Source organism: Streptomyces sp. NPDC057950 (genome assembly GCF_042887295.1).
GTDB classification, from domain to species: Bacteria; Actinomycetota; Actinomycetes; order Streptomycetales; family Streptomycetaceae; genus Streptomyces; species Streptomyces kaempferi.
In genome coordinates, this window is sequence record NZ_JBHVPP010000002.1 from 404,589 (window position 1) to 422,654 (window position 18,066).

An 18,066-nucleotide genomic window follows, 5' to 3' on the forward strand; every position below is an offset into this window, starting at 1 on the left:
CGGAACACCCTGCCGTGTATGGGGCATCTCAATGTCACTCCAGACGTCTCAGGGAGGTAGGGTTCTAGGCGGTCGGGGACATCCCATACAACTCGCCGGCACGTGAGCCGGCGTACCAACGAGGAGATCGGTTCGTGACGATCCGCGTAGGCATCAACGGCTTTGGCCGCATCGGTCGTAACTACTTCCGCGCGCTGCTGGAGCAGGGTGCTGACATCGAGATCGTGGCTGTCAACGACCTGGGTGACACCGCGACCACCGCTCACCTGCTCAAGTACGACACCATCCTGGGCCGCCTCAAGGCCGAGGTGTCGCACACCGCCGACACGATCACCGTCGACGGCCACACCATCAAGGTGCTCTCCGAGCGCAACCCCGCCGACATCCCGTGGGGCGAGCTCGGCGTCGACATCGTCATCGAGTCGACGGGCATCTTCACCAAGAAGGCCGACGCCGAGAAGCACATCGCCGGCGGCGCCAAGAAGGTCCTGATCTCGGCTCCGGCCAAGGACGAGGACATCACCATCGTGATGGGCGTCAACCAGGACAAGTACGACGCGTCGAAGCACAACATCATCTCCAACGCCTCCTGCACCACCAACTGTGTGGCGCCGATGGCCAAGGTGCTCGACGAGAACTTCGGCATCGTCAAGGGCCTGATGACGACGGTCCACGCGTACACGAACGACCAGCGCATCCTGGACTTCCCGCACTCGGACCTGCGCCGCGCCCGCGCCGCCGCCGAGAACATCATCCCGACCACGACCGGTGCCGCCAAGGCCACCGCCCTGGTCCTCCCGCAGCTCAAGGGCAAGCTCGACGGCATCGCGATGCGCGTCCCGGTCCCGACGGGCTCGGCCACCGACCTGGTCGTGACGCTGCAGCGCGAGGTCACCAAGGACGAGGTCAACGCCGCGTTCAAGAAGGCTTCCGAGGACGGCGACCTCAAGGGCTACCTGGCCTACACCGAGGACCCGATCGTCTCCTCGGACATCGTCGGCGACCCGGCCTCCTGCACCTTCGACTCCTCCCTGACCATGGTCCAGGAGGGCAACTCGGTGAAGATCCTCGGCTGGTACGACAACGAGTGGGGTTACTCCAACCGTCTCGTCGACCTCACGGTCTTCGTCGGCGGCCAGCTCTAAGTCCCGGAGCCAGGCACCTCGATGTGAGCACAGGGCTCGGGCAGCGCAAGGCCGCGCTGTCCGGGCCCTGTCTCGCGTACGGATCGATCAGCCCTCTCGGATCTCAAGAGCTTTCCTAGGAGTCCCTTCATGAAGACGATCGACGAACTCATCGCCGAAGGCGTGGACGGCAAGCGGGTCTTCGTCCGCGCCGACCTGAACGTGCCGCTGGCCGACGGCCTCATCACGGACGACGGCCGCATCCGCGCCGTCCTGCCCACCGTCAAGGCGCTGGCGGAAGCCGGTGCCAAGGTGATCGTCGCCTCCCACCTGGGCCGGCCCAAGGGCGCCCCGGACCCCGCCTTCTCCCTGCTGCAGCCCGCCGAGCGCCTCGCCGAACTCCTCGGCGCCCCGGTCGCGTTCGCCCAGGACACCGTGGGACCCGCCGCCCACGACGCCGTGAAGGGCCTGGAGCCCGGCCAGGTCGCGGTCATCGAGAACCTGCGCTTCAACGCGGGCGAGACGTCCAAGGACGACACCGAGCGCGGCGAGTTCGCCGACCAGCTCGCGGCCCTGGCCGATGTCTACGTGGGCGACGGTTTCGGCGCCGTGCACCGCAAGCACGCCTCCGTGTACGACCTCCCGGCCCGCCTGCCGCACTACGCCGGCTACCTCATCGCCACCGAGGTCGGTGTCCTGAAGAAGCTCACCGAGGACGTCAAGCGCCCCTACGTCGTCGCCCTCGGCGGCTCCAAGGTCTCCGACAAGCTCGCCGTCATCGACGAACTGCTCGGCAAGGCCGACCGGCTGCTCATCGGCGGCGGCATGGCCTTCACCTTCCTCAAGGCGAAGGGCTACGAGATCGGCGCCTCCCTCGTCCAGGACGACCAGCTGCCCGCCGTCAAGGAGTACGTCGAGCGCGCCGAGAAGAACGGCGTCGAACTGGTCGTCCCGGTCGACGTCGTGACCGCGTCGCAGTTCCCGGACCTGAAGACCAAGGCCCCGTCCCACCCCACCACCGTCGCCGCGGACGCCATCCCGGCCGACGGGATGGGCCTCGACATCGGTCCCGAGACCGGTGCCCTCTACGCCTCGAAGCTCGCCGACGCGGCCACCGTCTTCTGGAACGGTCCGATGGGCGTCTTCGAGCACCCCGACTACGCCGAGGGCACCAAGGCGGTCGCCCAGGCACTCCTCGACTCCCCGGCCTTCACGGTGGTCGGCGGTGGCGACTCCGCCGCGGCCGTCCGCACCCTGGGTTTCGACGAGACGGCATTCGGCCACATCTCGACCGGTGGCGGCGCCTCCCTCGAATACCTCGAGGGCAAGACGCTCCCCGGCCTCGCCGGACTGGAGGACTGACCTTTTATGAGCACGCGCACGCCGCTGATGGCGGGCAACTGGAAGATGAACCTCAACCACCTCGAGGCCATCGCGCACGTCCAGAAGCTCGCCTTCGCCCTGGCCGACAAGGACTACGACGCCTGTGAGGTCGCCGTCCTGCCGCCCTTCACCGACCTGCGCTCTGTGCAGACCCTGGTCGACGGCGACAAACTCAAGATCAAGTACGGCGCCCAGGACCTCTCGGCGCACGACTCCGGCGCCTTCACCGGCGAGATCTCGGGCCCCATGCTGGCCAAGCTGAAGTGCACCTACGTCGCGGTCGGTCACTCCGAGCGACGCCAGTACCACGCGGAGACCGACGAGATCGTCAACGCCAAGGTCAAGTCCGCGTTCAAGCACGGCCTGACCCCGATCCTCTGCGTCGGCGAGGAGCTGGCGGTCCGCGAGGCGGGGGACCACGTCTCCCACACGCTCGCGCAGGTCGACGGCGGTCTCAAGGACGTCCCGGCCGAGCAGGCCGAGTCGATCGTGATCGCGTACGAGCCGGTCTGGGCCATCGGAACCGGCAAGGTCTGCGGCGCCGGCGACGCCCAGGAGGTCTGCGCGGCGATCCGTAGCCGACTGGCCGCGCTGTACTCCCAGGAGCTGGCCGACAAGGTCCGCATCCAGTACGGCGGCTCGGTGAAGTCCGGCAACGTCGCCGAGATCATGGCGAGCCCCGACATCGACGGCGCGCTCGTCGGTGGGGCGTCCCTCGACGCCGACGAGTTCGTCAAGATCGTCCGTTTCCGCGACCAGTGAGTATGCGGTAGCGACGATCCGTCGTACCCTTGCGGGGGTCTGGTGAGTGTCACCGGACCCCCGTCGTCCATCCAGTTCCGAGGAAGTTGGTCCAGCCGTGGTTTTGGGGTTCTCGATCGCCCTGATCGTCTTCAGCCTGCTGCTGATGCTGCTGGTGCTGATGCACAAGGGGAAGGGCGGCGGCCTCTCCGACATGTTCGGTGGCGGCATGCAGTCGTCCGTCGGCGGCTCCTCGGTCGCCGAGCGCAACCTCGACCGCATCACTGTGGTGCTCGGTCTGCTGTGGTTCGCGTGCATTGTCGTGCTCGGCATCCTGATGAAGGTCAACAACTGATCAACGGCTGACATCGGTACGGCCGCACAAACGCACAGTACGCAAGCACGATCCACACGTAAGGCCCCATGTCCGGTACGCGCCCGCGGGCGCGGCCTATCATGGGGCTTGCGTCTAGGGGTGGGGTGTAACTCCAATCACTGGACGCGCGTTGGGCCTTACGTAGACTGAGGCGCTCGCAGCGAAGCGTCACGCCGACTCGCTTCGCGGCACCATCACGCAGGGAGTTACGACCGTGGCAAGTGGCAACGCGATCCGAGGAAGCCGGGTCGGGGCGGGGCCGATGGGCGAGGCCGAGCGTGGCGAGTCCGCGCCCCGGCTGCGCATCTCCTTCTGGTGCTCCAACGGGCACGAGACGGTGCCCAGCTTCGCCAGCGACGCGCAGGTTCCCGAGACCTGGGACTGTCCACGCTGCGGCTTTCCCGCCGGACAGGACCGGGACAATCCGCCGGACCCGCCGCGCACCGAGCCGTACAAGACGCACCTGGCGTACGTACGGGAGCGGCGCAGCGACGCGGACGGCGAGGCGATTCTCGCCGAGGCGCTCGCCAAACTGCGGGGCGAGATCTAGGAGTTGTGAACCGGCCGGACACCGAGGGGTGTCTGGCCGGAGCTGTTTCGCACGACGCCCGCGTACGGAATCGGCGTGCCCGCGACCGGGCGCCCTCCGGTCGTACGCGTCCGAACGCGTGCCCATGCCTCCGGTGGCGCCGGGGCGCTACGCCGACGCCGGCCACGCGAGGCGGGTCGCGAACAGGGTGTGGTCGGCGTGGTGCCGTCCGTGAGCGCACGGTGTGCGGGGGGCTCCTGATGGCCCTGAGGGGGCCGCGCGCCCGGTCCGGCGCCGGGCCGGGCGCCGACGTACTGCGGCCGACGGGTGTGGTTCACCTCGTGCGGCCGGCGGGTGTGGGTCCACCTCGCTGTCAGTGGTGACCTCTACGGTTGTCGAAGTGGCGGCGGTGGAGGCGGTGTTTTCACGCTGATGCAGCAACGCAGCCCCCAGGCCATGGTCGGCCGCAGCAGCGCCGCCTTCCGTACCGCCTCCACCCGCGGAGCCCCCGTCGCCGGCCTGCTCGGCGGCACGGTCGCCGCGGTGTACGGGCTGAACGGGCCCGCGCTGTCCGCGGCCGCGCTCTTCGCACTCGCCGTCGTTTCGCTGATACCCGCGCTCAAGCCGGACGTATTTGTTGTTGAGCCGGACGACGGCGTGACGACAGCTCACGTCAAGCCCTGATCAATTAGGTTGGGACCGGCAGCGGGGCGAGGTACGCAGCAGCACACGCAGGAAAGAAGGCGGAAGTCAGAGATGAACGCAGACACCCGTACCAGGCTTGACCGGACGCCCGAGTGGACCGCTCTGGTGGAGCACCGCGAGGAGTTCGCGGACACCCATCTGCGGGACCTGTTCGCGGCCGACCCCGGGCGCGGCTCCGGGTACACCCTCCGGGTAGGCGATCTGCACGTCGACTACTCCAAGCACCTGGTCACCGACGAGACACTGCGGCTGCTGCGTGAGCTGGCCGTGGCGACGGATGTGTTCGGGCTGCGGGACGCGATGTTCCGTGGTGAGAAGATCAATGTGACCGAGGGGCGTGCGGTTCTGCACACGGCGTTGCGTGCGCCGCGGGACGCGGTGGTCGAGGTGGACGGGCAGGACGTCGTCCCGGCGGTCCACGCGGTCCTCGACCGGATGGCCGCTTTCGCCGAGCGGGTGCGTTCGGGTGAGTGGACCGGTCATACCGGCAGGCGGATCAAGAACGTCGTGAACGTCGGGATCGGCGGCTCCGACCTCGGCCCGGCGATGGCCCACGACGCGCTGCGTTCCTTCACCGACCGCGGTCTGACGGTGCGGTTCGTGTCGAACGTGGACGGCGCCGACCTCCACGAGGCCGTCCGTGACCTCGATCCGGCCGAGACCCTGTTCATCATCGCGTCGAAGACGTTCACCACGATCGAGACGATCACCAACGCGACGTCGGCGCGGTCCTGGCTGCTGTCCGGGCTGAAGGCCGGTCCGGAGGCGGTGGCCCGGCATTTCGTGGCGCTGTCGACGAACGCGGGGAAGGTCGCCGACTTCGGCATCGACACGGACAACATGTTCGAGTTCTGGGACTGGGTCGGCGGACGCTACTCCTTCGACTCGGCGATCGGCCTGTCGCTGATGATCGCGATCGGCCCGGACCGGTTCCGGGAGATGCTGGCGGGCTTCCACCTCGTCGACGAGCACTTCCGCACCGCGCCGCCCGAGTCCAACGCGCCGTTGCTGCTGGGCCTGCTGGGCATCTGGTACGGCAACTTCCACGACGCGCAGTCCCACGCCGTGCTGCCCTACTCGCACTACCTCAGCCGCTTCACCGCCTACCTCCAGCAGCTCGACATGGAGTCCAACGGCAAGTCCGTCGACCGGCAGGGCGAGCCGGTGGACTGGCAGACCGGACCGGTGGTGTGGGGCACCCCCGGCACCAACGGACAGCACGCCTACTACCAGCTCATCCACCAGGGCACCAAGCTGATCCCGGCCGACTTCATCGGCTTCGCCAACCCCGTCGGTGAACTGGAGACGGGCCTGGCCGCCCAGCACGACCTGCTGATGGCGAACTTCTTCGCCCAGACCCAGGCACTGGCGTTCGGCAAGACACCCGACGAGGTCCGCGCCGAAGGCGTACCCGAAGACCTGGTCGCCCACAAGACGTTCCAGGGCAACCACCCCACCACCACGGTCCTCGCCCGCGAACTGACCCCCTCCGTCCTGGGCCAGCTCATCGCCCTCTACGAACACAAGGTCTTCGTCCAGGGCGCCGTCTGGAACATCGACTCCTTCGACCAATGGGGCGTCGAACTCGGCAAGGTCCTCGCCAAACGCGTCGAACCCGCCCTCACCGACGGCACCGACGTACCCGGCCTCGACCCCTCCACCAAGGCGCTGGTCGCCAAGTACCGGGAGCTGCGCGGCCGTCAGGGCCTGTGAGTACGGGGCGACGGGCGGTGGGGGCCGCCCGTCGTGGGGTGTTGCCCGGGTGCCGGCAGGCGGGGGCCCGGTCGCGCAGTTCCCCGCGCCCCCGCAAGGCACGGCCCGTACCCGGCGTGTACAGCGTGGCCGGAACCTGTCGGCGAAGGCCCGCTCATTCAGCCCGTCCGGCTGGGGGAGGGTAGGGGCGGCGAGTGCGTGAGACGCCTCGTTCGCCCCTACCCCGCCGTCACGCCGAAGCCGGCGGATAGAGCGAACGCGGCAACTGGGAAGCGGCCGCCGCGTCGAGCAGCCACAGCGTCCGCGAGCGCCCGTGGGCACCCGCCGCCGGAGCCTGTACCTCACCCGCGCCCGACAGGGCGATCGCCGCGGCCTGCGCCTTGTCCTCACCGGCCGCGAGCAGCCACACCTCGCGGGCCGAGCGGATCGCGGGCAGCGTGAGCGAGATCCGGGTCGGCGGGGGCTTCGGCGCGCCGTGCACACCCACCACCGTCCGCTCGGTCTCGCGCACCGCGGGCAGCTCGGGGAAGAGCGAGGCCACGTGCGTGTCCGGACCGACGCCCAGCATCAGGACGTCGAAGGCCGGGACCGAACCGTGGTTCTCCGGCCCCGCGTCCTTCGCGAGCTCGGCCGCGTACGCCTCGGCCGCCGCGTCCGCGTCCGCGCCGTGGGGGCCGTCGGACGCAGGCATCGGGTGCACCCGCGCCGGGTCCAGCGGCACCGAGTCCAGCAGTGCCGCACGGGCCTGGGTGTCATTGCGTTCCGGGTCGCCCGCGGGCAGGAACCGCTCGTCGCCCCACCACAGGTCGAGCCGGCCCCAGTCGATGGCGTCCCGGGCGGGCGCGGCCGCGAGCGCCGCGAGGAGCCCGTTGCCGTTGCGGCCGCCGGTGAGGACCACCGAGGCGTAGCCGCGCGAGGCCTGCGCGTCCACGACCTTGGTGATCAGCCGGGCGGCCGCGGCCTGAGCCATCAGCTCCTTGTCGCGGTGCACGACAAGCTGCGGAGTGATCACTTGGAGGCCGCCTTCTTGGCCGGGGCCGAGGCGCCGGTCCTGGCGGTGGCCTTCTTGGCGGGTGCCTTGGCCGGTGCCTTGTCGGCGGCCTCGGCCGCCGCCCCGGCCGGAGCCGGGGTGCGCTCCGGGGACTCGTCCGACGAGGTGTTCAGCCGCTCCACCCCGTACCGCAGCGCCGAGGCGTACGTGTCGTCCGGGTCGAGCCGGCGCAGCTCCTCCGCGATCAGCTCGGACGTGTCGCGGCGCTTGAGCGCCACGGCGCGGTCGGGCTGACCGTCGATGGACAGCGTGGCCAGGGAGCCATCGGCACGGTCCAGGACGATCGGGCCGCAGCTGGTCTCCATCCGGACGGCCGTGAGGCCGGGGCCGGACGACTGCGAACGCCTGACCGGGACCTTCAGCCGGTCCGCGAGCCACATGGCGAGCAGCTCGCAGCTCGGGTTGAACTCCTCGCCCTCCACCTCGACCGCGCTCACGTCGCAGACGACCTGGTCCAGGGCCGCGGCCAGCATCGAACGCCACGGTGTGATGCGGGTCCAGGAGAGGTCGGTGTCCCCGGGGGCGTAGGCGTCGGCGCGGGCGTTGAGCTCCCGTACCGGCGCCTCGGCCGCGTAGGTGTCCGTGACCCGGCGCTGGGCCAGCGCGCCCAGCGGGTCCTTCGCCGGGTCGAGCGGCGCGCTCACCGGCCACCAGACGACGACCGGCGCGTCCGGCAGCAGGAGCGGCAGGACGACCGAGTCGGCGTGGTCGACCACCTCGCCGTACAGCCGCAGCACGACGGTCTCGCCGGTGCCCGCCTCCGCGCCGAGCCGCACCTCGGCGTCGAGGCGCGACTTCGTGCGGTCACGGGGCGAGCGCGAGACACGCCTGATGACCACGAGGGTGCGCGAGGGGTGCTCGCGCGAGGCCTCGTTGGCCGCCTTCAGGGCGTCGTAGGCGTTCTCCTCGTCGGTGACGATGACGAGGGTCAGGACCATGCCCACCGCGGGGGTGCCGATGGCCCGGCGGCCCTGCACGAGCGCCTTGTTGATCTTGCTGGCAGTGGAGTCGGTGAGGTCTATCTTCATGGGCGACGCCAGCTCCGTCCGTCTCGTTCGAGCATTTCGTCCGCCTCGACGGGGCCCCAGGTGCCCGAGGGGTACTGCGCGGGCTTGCCGTGCTTGTCCCAGTACCGCTCGATCGGGTCGAGGATCTTCCAGGACAGCTCGACCTCCTCGGTGCGCGGGAAGAGGTTCGAGTCGCCGAGCAGCACGTCGAGGATCAGTCGCTCGTACGCCTCCGGGCTGGACTCGGTGAACGACTCGCCGTAGGCGAAGTCCATCGAGACGTCCCGGATCTCCATGGAGGTGCCGGGCACCTTGGAGCCGAAGCGGACCGTGACGCCCTCGTCGGGCTGGACGCGGAAGACGATCGCGTTCTGGCCCAGCTCCTCCGTCGCCGTGTGGTCGAAGGGGGAGTGCGGGGCGCGCTGGAAGACGACCGCGATCTCGGTGACCCGCCGGCCCAGGCGCTTGCCGGTCCGCAGGTAGAACGGGACGCCCGCCCAGCGGCGGTTGTCCACCTCCACCTTGATCGCGGCGAAGGTGTCGGTCTTCGACTTGGGGTCGATGCCGTCTTCCTGGAGATAGCCGACGGCCTTCTCGCCGCCCTGCCAGCCGGCCGCGTACTGCCCGCGGACGGTGTCGCGCCCCAGGTCCTTCGGGATCCGTACCGCGCCGAGCACCTTGGTCTTCTCGGCGGCGAGCGCGTCCGCGTCGAACGACGAGGGCTCCTCCATGGCCGTCAGGGCCATCAGCTGGAGCAGATGGTTCTGGATGACGTCACGGGCCGCGCCGATGCCGTCGTAGTAGCCCGCCCGGCCGCCGATGCCGATGTCCTCGGCCATGGTGATCTGCACATGGTCGACGAAGGACCGGTTCCAGATCGGCTCGAACATCGTGTTGGCGAAGCGGAGCGCCAGGATGTTCTGGACGGTCTCCTTGCCGAGGTAGTGGTCGATACGGAAGACCTGGTCCGAGGCGAAGACCTCGTGCACGATCGCGTTGAGGTCCTCGGCCGACTTCAGGTCGTGGCCGAAGGGCTTCTCGATGACCGCGCGCCGCCAGGAGCCGTTCGACTGGTCCGCCAGGTGGTGCTTCTTCAGCTGCTTGATGACCACCGGGAAGGCGGACGGCGGCACGGAGAGGTAGAAGGCGAAGTTGCCGCCCGTCCCCTGGGCCTTGTCCAGCTCCTCGATGGTGGCGCGCAACCGCTCGAACGCGTCGTCGTCGTCGAAGGTGCCCTGGACGAAGCGCATCCCCTGGATGAGCTGCTGCCAGACCTCCTCGCGGAACTCCGTACGGGCGTGTTCCTTGACCGCGTCGTGGACTTCCTGGGCGAAGTCCTCGTTCTTCCACTCGCGACGGGCGAAACCGACGAGCGAGAAGCCCGGCGGCAGCAGTCCGCGATTGGCGAGGTCGTACACGGCGGGCATCAGCTTTTTACGTGACAAATCGCCCGTGACGCCGAAGATGACCAGGCCCGACGGCCCCGCGATACGCGGGAGCCGTCGGTCTGCGGGGTCACGCAGCGGGTTGCTGCTTGACAAGGTTTCAGCCCTCCGAAGGGGCGAGGCGCTGGAGCTCCGCCTCTGTGGACTTGAGCAGGTCGTTCCAGGACGCCGCGAACTTCTCGACGCCCTCGTCCTCGAGGAGCTGGACCACGTCGTCGTACGAGATCCCGAGCTTCTCGACCGCGTCGAGTTCGGCGCGGGACTGCTCGTACGTACCGGCGATCGTGTTGCCGGTGATGCCGCCGTGGTCCTCGGTGGCCTGCAGGGTGGCCTCCGGCATGGTGTTCACCGTGTTCGGCGCCACCAGGTCGTCGACGTACAGGGTGTCCTTGTACGCCGGGTCCTTCACGCCCGTCGACGCCCACAGCGGGCGCTGCTTGTTCGCCTGCGCCTTGTCGAGGGCGGCCCAGCGCTCCGAGGAGAAGACCTCCTCGTACGCCTGGTAGGCGAGCCGGGCGTTGGCCAGGGCGGCCTTGCCGCGCGCGGCCTTCGCCTCGGAGGTACCCAGGGCGTCGAGCCGCTTGTCGATCTCGGTGTCCACCCGGGACACGAAGAAGGACGCCACCGAGTGGATCTTGGAGAGGTCCAGGCCCGCGGCCTTCGCCTTCTCCAGCCCCGCCAGGTAGGCGTCCATGACCTCGCGGTAACGCTCCAGCGAGAAGATCAGCGTGACGTTGACGCTGATGCCCTTGCCGATGACCTCGGTGATCGCGGGCAGGCCCGCCTTGGTCGCCGGGATCTTGATGAGCGTGTTCGGGCGGTCCACCAGCCAGGCCAGCTGCTTGGCCTCGGCGACGGTCGCGGTGGTGTTGTGCGCCAGGCGCGGGTCGACCTCGATGGAGACCCGGCCGTCCTGGCCCTGCGTCGCGTCGAAGACCGGGCGCAGGATGTCGGCGGCGTCACGGACGTCCGCCGTCGTGATCATGCGGATGGCCTCTTCGACCGTGACCTTGCGGGCGGCGAGCTCGGTGAGCTGCTGCTCGTAGCCGTCGCCGCTGCTGATCGCCTTCTGGAAGATCGACGGGTTGGTGGTGACGCCCACGACGTGCTGCTGGTCGATCAGTTCGGCGAGGTTGCCGGACGTGATCCGCTTGCGCGACAGGTCGTCCAGCCAGATCGCGACGCCTTCCTCGGAGAGGCGCTTGAGTGCGTCTGTCATGGAAAATGCATCTCCTACGTGTCGTTTGTCAGCGTCAGAGCTGGGCTGCGGCGATCGATTCCCGGGCGGCGTCGGCGACGTTCTCGGCAGTGAAGCCGTACTCGCGGAAGAGCACCTTGCCGTCGGCCGAAGCACCGAAGTGCTCCAGCGAAACAATGCGTCCCGCGTCCCCGACGAACCGGTGCCAGGTCAGACCGATTCCGGCCTCGACCGAGACCCGCGCGCGCACCGACGGCGGCAGCACACTCTCCCGGTAGGCCTGGTCCTGCTCGTCGAACCACTCCACGCACGGCATGGAGACGACCCGCGTCGGCACACCCGCGGCCTGGAGCTGCTCGCGCGCCTCCACGGCCACGTGCACCTCGGAACCGGTGGCGATGAGGATGACCTGGGGCTCGCCGCCCTCCGCCTCGAACAGGACGTAGCCGCCCTTGGCGGCGTCCTCGTTGCGGTCGTACGTCGGCACGCCCTGCCGGGTCAGGGTCAGTCCGTGCGGGGCGCCCTCGCCGAACACCTTGGTGTAGCGCTTGAGGATCTCGCGCCAGGCGATCGCCGTCTCGTTGGCGTCCGCGGGACGGACGACGTTGAGGCCGGGGATGGCGCGCAGCGAGGCGATGTGCTCGACCGGCTGGTGCGTCGGACCGTCCTCGCCGAGGCCGATCGAGTCGTGCGTCCAGACGTAGGTGACCGGCAGGTGCATCAGCGCGGACAGCCGCACCGAGTTGCGCATGTAGTCGGAGAACGTCAGGAAGGTGCCGCCGTAGACGCGGGTGTTGCCGTGCAGCGTGATGCCGTTCATCTCCGCGGCCATGGAGTGCTCGCGGATACCGAAGTGGATCGTTCGCCCGTACGGGTTCGCGCCCGGCAGCGGGTTGTCGGCCGGCAGGAACGAGGAGTTCTTGTCGATCGTCGTGTTGTTCGAGCCCGCGAGGTCGGCGGAGCCGCCCCACAGCTCGGGGATGACCGCGCCGAGCGCCTGGAGCACCTTGCCGGACGCGGCACGGGTCGCGAGGCTCTTGCCGGTCTCGAACGCCGGGAGCTTCTCCTCCCAGCCCTCGGGCAGCTCGCACGCGGCGATGCGGTCGAACTCGGCCGCACGCGCGGGCTGGGCGGTGCGCCACTCCTGGTAGCCCTTCTCCCACTCGGCCCGCTGCTCACGACCGCGGTCGAGCGCCTGACGGGTGTGGGCGAGGACCTCGTCGGCCACGGCGAAGGACTGCTCCGGGTCGAAGCCCAGCACCCGCTTGGTCGCCGCCACCTCGTCGTCGCCGAGCGCCGAGCCGTGCGCGGCCTCGGTGTTCTGCGCGTTCGGGGCGGGCCAGGCGATGATCGACCGCATCGCGATGAACGACGGCCTGTCGGTCACCAGCTTGGCGGCCTGGATCGCGTTGTAGATGGCGTGCGGGTCGAGGTCGCCGTCCGGCTTCGGGGCCACCCGCTGCACATGCCAGCCGTAGGCCTCGTACCGCTTGACGGTGTCCTCGGAGACCGCGGTCTCCGTGTCGCCCTCGATCGAGATGTGGTTGTCGTCCCACAGCAGGATCAGGTTGCCGAGCTCCTGGTGCCCGGCCATGGAGGACGCCTCCGCGGAGATGCCCTCCTGCAGGCAGCCGTCACCGGCGATGCAGTAGATGAAGTGGTCGAACGGGGACTCGCCCTGGGGCGTGTCCGGGTCGAACAGACCGCGCTCGTAGCGGGAGGCCATCGCGAAGCCCACCGCGTTGGCGACGCCCTGTCCCAGCGGACCCGTGGTGGTCTCCACGCCGGGCGTGTGTCCGTACTCGGGGTGGCCCGGAGTACGCGAGCCCCAGGTGCGGAAGGACTCCAGGTCGTCCAGCTCGAGGCCGAACCCGGCCAGGTAGAGCTGCGTGTAGAGGGTCAGGGACGAATGGCCCGCGGACAGCACGAAGCGGTCGCGTCCGGTCCAGTCGGGATCCGCCGGGTCGTGCCGCATCACCTTCTGGAAGAGGGTGTAGGCGGCAGGCGCCAGACTCATCGCCGTACCGGGATGGCCGTTGCCGACCTTCTGTACGGCATCGGCGGCCAGGACGCGGGCGGTGTCGACGGCCCGCTGGTCCAACTCGGTCCACTCGAGGTCTGTGGTGGTCGGCTTGGTGCTCACCCTGGGTCAGGGCTCCTCTCCACATGTCACGCATGTCGAATGCCGGTGCACTGGGCGCCCACCGGCCGTTGTCGAGCCTACCCCCGTAGGTACCTGCGTTTTTTCGAGTCATTCCAGACTGCCGGGACTCGGCGGAATCCGCCTCCCGACTGGTCCGTTCCGTCTTCGGCAACTGAATACGGAGCCGCTCGTAAGAGTGCTCAATCGAGCCCCCCGACGCCCGTTGTGCGGGCCCCGCCGAGGCGCTGGTCCGGGCGCCCCCAACACGACCCCACCCCCGCGAAGGCCGGGGTCTGGGCAACGTCTACAGTGGCGTGGTACGCGCGAGCCTTTACGGGGAGTTCATACCCGGGGGGCTTGCTGGGATGTCTCTGTCAGGGGTGTGCGTGACGGCCGTCGAATCCCGTCCAGCGGGGGTGCTCGGGACGAGCAGCAGCCCGAGCCACCGGCCGTTCGGGGCCCGTGTGAAGGCGTTCGTGGCACTCACGAAGCCACGAATCATCGAACTGCTCCTGATCACCACCGTTCCGGTGATGTTCCTGGCCCAGCAGGGTGTACCGGACCTCAAGCTGGTCCTGCTCACCTGTCTCGGCGGCTATCTGTCGGCGGGCGGCGCCAACGCGCTCAACATGTACATCGACCGTGACATCGACGCTCTGATGGAGCGGACCTCACAGCGTCCACTGGTCACCGGCATGGTCAGCCCCCGTGAGTGCCTGGCCTTCGGCATCGCGCTGGCGGTCGTCTCGACACTGCTGTTCGGTCTGGCCGTCAACTGGCTGTCCGCGTGGCTGTCACTCGGAGCGCTCCTCTTCTACGTCGTCGTCTACACGATGCTCCTCAAGCGCCGTACGTCCCAGAACATCGTCTGGGGCGGCATCGCGGGCTGCCTCCCGGTCCTCATCGGCTGGTCGTCCGTCACGAACTCCCTGTCGTGGGCGCCCGTCATCCTCTTCCTCGTCATGTTCTTCTGGACGCCGCCGCACTACTGGCCGCTGTCCATGAAGGTGAAGGACGACTACGCGCGCGTGGGCGTGCCCATGCTGCCGGTCGTCGCGTCCAACAAGGTGGTCGCCCGCCAGATCGTCATCTACAGCTGGGTGATGGTCGGGGTCTCGCTGCTCCTCACCCCGCTCGGCTACACGGGCTGGTTCTACACGGTGGTCGCGCTGGCGGCCGGCGGGTTCTGGCTGTGGGAGGCGCACGGCCTGCAGAACCGCGCCAAGGCCGAGGTGACGGGCGGGAAGCTCAAGGAGATGCGGCTGTTCCACTGGTCGATCACCTATGTGTCGATCCTCTTCGTGGCCGTCGCGGTGGACCCCTTCCTCCACTAGGGCGTGTCGCGGAAGTCCTGTCTTCCTGTCGACGGGCGGGGTGCGTGGCCAAGGCCACGCACCCCGCCCGTCGCCGTTCGATCTACCCGTCGGTAGCATCCTGGCCATGGCAGACACCGAGCAGACTGACGAGACCACCGGCACCGCCCGGGACACCGGCGCCGAGCGCAAGGCGGCCAGGCTCGCCCGGCAGATCCGCGCCTTCGCCGACGAGCACGGCGGGGCCGAGGGCCAGGTGGCGTACATCGGGGAGCGCGGCGCGCGCATCGTGCTCGTCGGCGGGGACGGCGCCTGGGGCGATCTGGTGGCGCCCGGCTACGCGATCGCCGAGGACGCCGTGAAGAAGGCCGGGATCACCGTTCACGAGGAGTTCGACGGGGAGTTCGCCGCGAAGGTGCGGACCGGGCCCTACGAGTGGAAGCGGATGGCGGGGATCCAGGTGGGCGGCCCGCGCAACGACTGACCCGTACGGGTGGCGCAGCGCGGGCGCGACATCACCCGATCGGCCGCAGCGGGGCCCGTGGGGTCCGCGTCCCGGCCGGCTCCCGGGCGCCGCAACGGACGGCCCACCGGCCACTGCCGCCGGTCCGCGCGGCCGGCGGTCGCCGAACCCCACGAACGGCCGAGCGACGCGCCTGGAACACGGGCGACCAACACCTGACGCCCGGCTCACCCGTTAGGACCTGAGAAAGAACGGTCCAGTCGCGCGGGGGAGTCCGGATGATCGAAACGCCGTCCCTGGTGGACCAGTACTGCCACGGAGTGCTGAGGACGGAGCTGGGCCTCGGCACCTTCGAGGCCCACCTCGCCAGAACCGAGGGGCCCCCGGCCCCCGGCACCACCCTCTTCGACACCCAGACCGGCTTCGCGGTACGCCGCTGGTGTCCGCCCCTGCTCGGCCTGGAACCGCACTGCCCGCCCGCCCGCTATCTCGCCCGGCGGCGCGAACTGGGCGTCCTCGAAGCGGGCCGCAGACTGCTGCGCGGCAGCGGTGTCACCACCTTTCTCGTCGACACCGGGCTGCCCGGCGACCTGACCGGGCCGGGCGAGATGGCCTCCACCGGTGCCGCCGACGCGCATGAGATCGTCCGCCTGGAGCTGCTGGCGGAACAGGTCGCCGACACCTCCGGCACCGTCGAGTCCTTCCTCGCCAATCTCGCCGAGTCGGTCCACGGGGCCGCCGCGAACGCCGTCGCCTTCACCTCCGTGGCGGGCGGACGGCACGGCCTGGCGCTCGCTCCCGAACCCCCCGGGCCGGGAGAGGTACGCGGCGCGGCGGGCAGGTGGCTCGCGGACCGCCGGGTCGGCGGGGCGCTCAGCGACCCCGTCCTGCTGCGCCATCTGCTGTGGATCGCGGTCGCCTCCGGACTGCCCCTCCAACTCCACGCGGGCCTCGGCGAACCAGGCATGCGGATCGACCGCACCGACCCCGTCCTGCTCACCGACTTCGCGCGCGCCACGGCCGGCCTCGGCACCGACCTCGTACTGCTGCACGGCTACCCGTACCACCGGCACGCGGCACACCTCGCCGGGGTCTTCCCGCACGTGTACGCCGACCTGGGCGCCGCGCTGGTGCGCACCGGAGCACGGGCCGCGGCCGTCCTCGCCGAGATCCTGGAACTCGCGCCCTTCGGCAAGCTCCTCTTCTCCAGCGGAGCACACGGCCTGCCCGAACTCCATGTGGTCGGCGCCCGTCTCTTCCGCGAGGCACTCACCCGGGTGCTCGGCACCTGGGTCGCGGAGGGTGCCTGGTCGCCCGCGGACGCGCAGCGGGTGGCGGGACTGATCGCCGCGGGGAACGCCCGCCGGGTGTACGGGGTGCAGTGAACGGCAGGGGGACTTCCGGCGCGTCGCCCGGTGGCTCCAGGCTGTCCGGGTGACCGACGACGCCACGGCACGTCTGCTCGACCGCTTCCTCGCCGGCCTGGGCGCCTTCACGCCCCTCGCGCGCCGGCCGCACCGCGGTCATTCCCCCCTCGCCACCATCGCCGGTGCCGAGCGGCCCTACGTCACCTGGGCCCACGACCGGCTGCCGAGACGCCCGGTCACCCCCGTGCCCCGCCGCCGCGAACTGCACGCCCTCGGACGGGTCCCGCACGCGGAGCGGCCAGGGAATCTGCCGGCGTACGGCGCAGGCGGTACGAGGGCTCCGTGCCCGCGCCGCCCACCCGGGAGTGGCCGGCGCGCGGGGCCGAGCTGACCAGGAGCCGTCCGGGGCCCCGCGATCGACGGCCCGGTGGCCGCGTACGAACCGCTCACCCGCGCGTGAGCGGTCGTTTCACGGCCCTCACACGCGCGTGAGCGCCGATTCCGCGGCCGGCCCCGGCAGGTCCGGCACGGCGGCGGGCCGCTCGCGCAGTGACAGCAGGACGCGCAGGACGCCGATCCACACCAGGCAGGAGCCGAACATGTGCAGGCCGACCAGAGCCTCGGGAAGGTCCGTGAAGTACTGGATGTAGCCGATGACCCCCTGGCCGAGCAGGATCAGGAACAGGTCGCGGGTCCGGTCCAGCGGGCCCTTGGGGGCGTCGACCGCCTTGAGGACGAACCACAGGGCGAAGGTCAGCGTGACCACGATCCACGCCAGCACGGCGTGCAGTTTGGCGACGTTCTCCCAGCTGACGTGCATACGGTCGACCTCGCTCGAGTCGCCCGCGTGCGGACCCGCGCCGGTGACGACCGTACCGACGGCGATCAGCACCACGGCCGCGACGACCAGACACCACACGAGCTGCTGCACCGCCTTGCCGACCAGCGGACGCGGCGCGGCGGAGCCCTCACGGGTGCGCTGCCACATCACCGCGGCGACGGTGATGAGCGCGGTCGAGAGCAGGAAGTGCGCGGCGACCGTGTAGGGGTTGAGGCCGACCAGGACGACGACGCCGCCGAGGATCGCGTTGCTCATGACGATCCAGAACTGCGCCCAGCCGAGCCGGGTGAGGTCGCGCCGCCACGGCTTCTCGGAGCGCGCGGCGATGATCGCCCAGCCGACCGCGGCGCACAGGACGTAGGTCAGCATGCGGTTGGTGAACTCGATGACCCCGTGGAAGCCCATCTCGCCGGTCGCGGTGAGCGAGTCGGCGGTGCACTTGGGCCAGGTCGGGCAGCCGAGCCCCGAACCGGTCAGCCGTACCGCGCCGCCGGTGACCACGATGACCACGGACATGACCAGCGCGGCGAGGGCCGCGCGGCGGACCGTCCGTGCGGTCGGGGTCCAGCGTTCGGCGATGAGGGCGAGCGGGTTGCGCGCGAGGGCTACGGCGTCGGCTCGGGTCACGTTTGGCACGCGCCCCATCGTAGGCGGCCGCTTGTGCACG

At 70.0% G+C, this 18,066-nt stretch carries 17 protein-coding genes; 11 read left to right on the top strand and 6 right to left on the bottom strand.

The genetic code is table 11. The features are described from left to right. The first annotated feature begins 134 nt into the window (after positions 1 to 134). From gap to pgi, 7 genes are all read left to right on the top strand, one after another. Entirely contained in the window at positions 135 to 1,145 is a 1,011-nt protein-coding gene (gene gap, locus ACFVTC_RS05995) for a type I glyceraldehyde-3-phosphate dehydrogenase (protein WP_168527561.1), read from the top strand. A gap of 129 nt (positions 1,146 to 1,274) precedes the next feature. Further along, positions 1,275 to 2,486, top strand: a complete 1,212-nt coding sequence (locus ACFVTC_RS06000) for a phosphoglycerate kinase (RefSeq protein WP_390124360.1) — start codon at positions 1,275 to 1,277, stop codon at positions 2,484 to 2,486. A 6-nt stretch (positions 2,487 to 2,492) separates the two neighbouring features. Further along, entirely contained in the window at positions 2,493 to 3,269 is a 777-nt protein-coding gene (tpiA, locus tag ACFVTC_RS06005; RefSeq protein WP_390124362.1) for a triose-phosphate isomerase, read from the top strand. A 103-nt stretch (positions 3,270 to 3,372) separates the two neighbouring features. Continuing rightward, complete coding sequence (secG, locus tag ACFVTC_RS06010; RefSeq protein WP_055529234.1) at positions 3,373 to 3,603, top strand: preprotein translocase subunit SecG; 231 nt, start codon at positions 3,373 to 3,375, stop codon at positions 3,601 to 3,603. A gap of 235 nt (positions 3,604 to 3,838) precedes the next feature. Continuing rightward, a complete protein-coding gene (locus tag ACFVTC_RS06015; RefSeq protein ID WP_078615979.1) occupies positions 3,839 to 4,174 on the top strand; it encodes an RNA polymerase-binding protein RbpA in 336 nt (111 codons plus the stop codon). Between the two features lie 411 nt (positions 4,175 to 4,585). Beyond that, positions 4,586 to 4,837, top strand: coding sequence for a hypothetical protein (locus tag ACFVTC_RS06020; RefSeq protein WP_390124364.1), 252 nt, complete (start codon positions 4,586 to 4,588; stop codon positions 4,835 to 4,837). Positions 4,838 to 4,909: 72 nt separating this feature from the next. Further along, positions 4,910 to 6,571, top strand: coding sequence for a glucose-6-phosphate isomerase (gene pgi / locus ACFVTC_RS06025; protein ID WP_390124366.1), 1,662 nt, complete (start codon positions 4,910 to 4,912; stop codon positions 6,569 to 6,571). Positions 6,572 to 6,800: 229 nt separating this feature from the next. Here pgi and pgl read toward each other — a convergent pair whose 3' ends face one another. From pgl to tkt, 5 genes are read right to left on the bottom strand one after another with little or no spacing between them, the layout of a single operon-like run. After that, positions 6,801 to 7,583: a 6-phosphogluconolactonase gene (gene pgl / locus ACFVTC_RS06030; RefSeq protein WP_329287046.1), complete on the bottom strand. Its 783-nt coding sequence runs from the start codon at positions 7,581 to 7,583 to the stop codon at positions 6,801 to 6,803. Next, positions 7,580 to 8,650: a glucose-6-phosphate dehydrogenase assembly protein OpcA gene (gene opcA, locus ACFVTC_RS06035; protein WP_390124368.1), complete on the bottom strand. Its 1,071-nt coding sequence runs from the start codon at positions 8,648 to 8,650 to the stop codon at positions 7,580 to 7,582. Before opcA ends, pgl begins: the two co-directional genes overlap by 4 nt. After that, a complete protein-coding gene (zwf, locus tag ACFVTC_RS06040; RefSeq protein ID WP_390124370.1) occupies positions 8,647 to 10,170 on the bottom strand; it encodes a glucose-6-phosphate dehydrogenase in 1,524 nt (507 codons plus the stop codon). Before zwf ends, opcA begins: the two co-directional genes overlap by 4 nt. A 4-nt stretch (positions 10,171 to 10,174) precedes the next feature. After that, the gene (gene tal / locus ACFVTC_RS06045; protein WP_390124372.1) at positions 10,175 to 11,293 is read right to left on the bottom strand and encodes a transaldolase; all 1,119 of its coding nucleotides are present in this window, start codon (positions 11,291 to 11,293) and stop codon (positions 10,175 to 10,177) included. 34 nt (positions 11,294 to 11,327) lie between these two features. Then, positions 11,328 to 13,415: a transketolase gene (tkt, locus tag ACFVTC_RS06050; protein WP_390124374.1), complete on the bottom strand. Its 2,088-nt coding sequence runs from the start codon at positions 13,413 to 13,415 to the stop codon at positions 11,328 to 11,330. A gap of 380 nt (positions 13,416 to 13,795) precedes the next feature. Here tkt and ACFVTC_RS06055 point away from each other — a divergent pair, with 380 nt between their 5' ends. The 4 genes from ACFVTC_RS06055 (at position 13,796) to ACFVTC_RS06070 (ending at position 16,949) form a co-directional block, all read left to right on the top strand. Next, positions 13,796 to 14,749, top strand: coding sequence for a heme o synthase (locus ACFVTC_RS06055; RefSeq protein WP_266705847.1), 954 nt, complete (start codon positions 13,796 to 13,798; stop codon positions 14,747 to 14,749). Between the two features lie 106 nt (positions 14,750 to 14,855). Then, a complete protein-coding gene (locus tag ACFVTC_RS06060; protein WP_390124376.1) occupies positions 14,856 to 15,212 on the top strand; it encodes a hypothetical protein in 357 nt (118 codons plus the stop codon). 257 nt (positions 15,213 to 15,469) lie between these two features. Beyond that, positions 15,470 to 16,576 (top strand): amidohydrolase family protein, encoded by a 1,107-nt coding sequence (locus tag ACFVTC_RS06065; protein ID WP_390124377.1) that lies wholly within the window; start codon positions 15,470 to 15,472, stop codon positions 16,574 to 16,576. A 49-nt stretch (positions 16,577 to 16,625) separates the two neighbouring features. Next, positions 16,626 to 16,949: a hypothetical protein gene (locus ACFVTC_RS06070; protein WP_390124380.1), complete on the top strand. Its 324-nt coding sequence runs from the start codon at positions 16,626 to 16,628 to the stop codon at positions 16,947 to 16,949. A gap of 87 nt (positions 16,950 to 17,036) precedes the next feature. Here the strand turns inward: ACFVTC_RS06070 and ACFVTC_RS06075 are convergent, their stop codons facing one another. Continuing rightward, the gene (locus ACFVTC_RS06075; RefSeq protein ID WP_390124383.1) at positions 17,037 to 18,044 is read right to left on the bottom strand and encodes a heme A synthase; all 1,008 of its coding nucleotides are present in this window, start codon (positions 18,042 to 18,044) and stop codon (positions 17,037 to 17,039) included. Positions 18,045 to 18,066: the final 22 nt, after the last annotated feature.

Coding starts and splice junctions, on each gene's coding strand:
- ACFVTC_RS06020 (WP_390124364.1), top strand. CDS start 4,586: ATGCAGCAACGCAGCCCCCAGGCCATGGTCGGCCGCAGCAGCGCCGCC.
- opcA (WP_390124368.1), bottom strand. CDS start 8,650: ATGAAGATAGACCTCACCGACTCCACTGCCAGCAAGATCAACAAGGCG.
- tpiA (WP_390124362.1), top strand. CDS start 2,493: ATGAGCACGCGCACGCCGCTGATGGCGGGCAACTGGAAGATGAACCTC.
- ACFVTC_RS06065 (WP_390124377.1), top strand. CDS start 15,470: ATGATCGAAACGCCGTCCCTGGTGGACCAGTACTGCCACGGAGTGCTG.
- ACFVTC_RS06000 (WP_390124360.1), top strand. CDS start 1,275: ATGAAGACGATCGACGAACTCATCGCCGAAGGCGTGGACGGCAAGCGG.
- pgi (WP_390124366.1), top strand. CDS start 4,910: ATGAACGCAGACACCCGTACCAGGCTTGACCGGACGCCCGAGTGGACC.
- tal (WP_390124372.1), bottom strand. CDS start 11,293: ATGACAGACGCACTCAAGCGCCTCTCCGAGGAAGGCGTCGCGATCTGG.
- ACFVTC_RS06075 (WP_390124383.1), bottom strand. CDS start 18,044: ATGGGGCGCGTGCCAAACGTGACCCGAGCCGACGCCGTAGCCCTCGCG.
- ACFVTC_RS06060 (WP_390124376.1), top strand. CDS start 14,856: ATGGCAGACACCGAGCAGACTGACGAGACCACCGGCACCGCCCGGGAC.